Below are 2,272 nucleotides of genomic sequence, written 5' to 3'. Positions count from 1 at the left end.
CATGGAAACCTCATCTTGAAGCGAGCTTCCCGCTTAGATGCCTTCAGCGGTTATCCCTTCCGAACGTAGCTAACCAGCGGTGCCCTTGGCAGGACAACTGGCACACCAGAGGTTCGTCCGTCCCGGTCCTCTCGTACTAGGGACAGCCCTTCTCAAGTTTCCAACGCGCGCAGCGGATAGGGACCGAACTGTCTCACGACGTTCTAAACCCAGCTCGCGTACCGCTTTAATGGGCGAACAGCCCAACCCTTGGGACCTACTCCAGCCCCAGGATGCGACGAGCCGACATCGAGGTGCCAAACCATGCCGTCGATATGGACTCTTGGGCAAGATCAGCCTGTTATCCCCGGGGTACCTTTTATCCGTTGAGCGACAGCGCTTCCACAAGCCACTGCCGGATCACTAGTCCCGACTTTCGTCCCTGCTCGACCTGTCGGTCTCACAGTCAAGCTCCCTTGTGCACTTACACTCGACACCTGATTGCCAACCAGGCTGAGGGAACCTTTGGGCGCCTCCGTTACTCTTTAGGAGGCAACCGCCCCAGTTAAACTACCCACCAGGCACTGTCCCTGATCCGGATCACGGACCAAAGTTAGACATCCAGAACGACCAGAGTGGTATTTCAACGTCGACTCCACCAACACTAGCGTGCCAGCTTCACAGTCTCCCACCTATCCTACACAAGCCGTACCGAACACCAATACCAAGCTATAGTAAAGGTCCCGGGGTCTTTCCGTCCTGCTGCGCGTAACGAGCATCTTTACTCGTAGTGCAATTTCGCCGAGTTCGCGGTTGAGACAGCGGAGAAGTCGTTACGCCATTCGTGCAGGTCGGAACTTACCCGACAAGGAATTTCGCTACCTTAGGATGGTTATAGTTACCACCGCCGTTTACTGGCGCTTAAGTTCTCAGCTTCGCCCTTACGAGCTAACCGGTCCCCTTAACGTTCCAGCACCGGGCAGGCGTCAGTCCGTATACATCGTCTTGCGACTTCGCACGGACCTGTGTTTTTAGTAAACAGTCGCTTCTCCCTGGTCTCTGCGGCCCTCAAACGCTCACACCAGCAAGTGGTGATCACGCCTCAGGCCCCCCTTCTCCCGAAGTTACGGGGGCATTTTGCCGAGTTCCTTAACCACGATTCACTCGATCGCCTTAGTATTCTCTACCTGACCACCTGAGTCGGTTTAGGGTACGGGCGGCTCGAACCTCGCTAGATGCTTTTCTCGGCAGCATAGGATCACCCACTTCCCGCCAATGCGGTCATCATCACATCTCAGGCTCATCATCAAAGAAAGAACTGCGGATTTGCCTACAGCTCGCCCTACATGCTTAAACGTGGACTACCATCGCCACGCGGAGGCTACCTTCCTGCGTCACACCATCGCTTAACTACTACCAGTCCAGGTCACAGGCTCCATGACTACGGCCCGAAGGCCGGCATCACTTCACGAGTTTAGTATCGCTGGGTTCGCTATGGGCGGTCCTTCGCCGGTACGGGAATATCAACCCGTTGTCCATCGACTACGCCTGTCGGCCTCGCCTTAGGTCCCGACTTACCCAGGGCGGATTAGCCTGGCCCTGGAACCCTTGGTCATTCGGCGGACGGGTTTCTCACCCGTCTTTCGCTACTCATGCCTGCATTCTCACTCGTGTGGCGTCCACACCTGGGTCACCCCGATGCTTCACCCGCCACACGACGCTCCCCTACCCATCCACACACCTGAACAATCCATCAAGGGACTGCTGGGTTATTGCATGAATGCCACAGCTTCGGCGGTGTACTTGAGCCCCGCTACATTGTCGGCGCGGAATCACTTGACCAGTGAGCTATTACGCACTCTTTAAAGGGTGGCTGCTTCTAAGCCAACCTCCTGGTTGTCACAGCAACTCCACATCCTTTCCCACTTAGCACACGCTTAGGGGCCTTAGCTGGTGATCTGGGCTGTTTCCCTCTCGACTACGAAGCTTATCCCCCGCAGTCTCACTGCCACGCTCTCACTTACCGGCATTCGGAGTTTGGCTGACGTCAGTAACCTTGTAGGGCCCATTAGCCATCCAGTAGCTCTACCTCCGGCAAGAAACACGTGACGCTGCACCTAAATGCATTTCGGGGAGAACCAGCTATCACGGAGTTTGATTGGCCTTTCACCCCTACCCACAGCTCATCCCCTCAGTTTTCAACCTAAGTGGGTTCGGTCCTCCACGCGGTCTTACCCGCGCTTCAACCTGGCCATGGGTAGATCACTCCGCTTCGGGTCTAGAGCATGCGACT

At 56.0% G+C, this 2,272-nt stretch carries 1 rRNA gene; it reads right to left on the bottom strand.

Annotation, left to right across the window (positions count from 1 at the left end):
* A 23S ribosomal RNA gene (locus QSK05_RS35965) occupies nt 1-2,272 on the bottom strand; the annotation flags it as partial.

The sequence above is a fragment of the Kineosporia sp. NBRC 101731 genome (genome assembly GCF_030269305.1).
In the GTDB taxonomy this organism is placed as follows: domain Bacteria; phylum Actinomycetota; class Actinomycetes; order Actinomycetales; family Kineosporiaceae; genus Kineosporia.
Note: the sequence above shows the minus strand (reverse complement) of the source record. Positions and strands in the feature narration are given on the sequence as shown.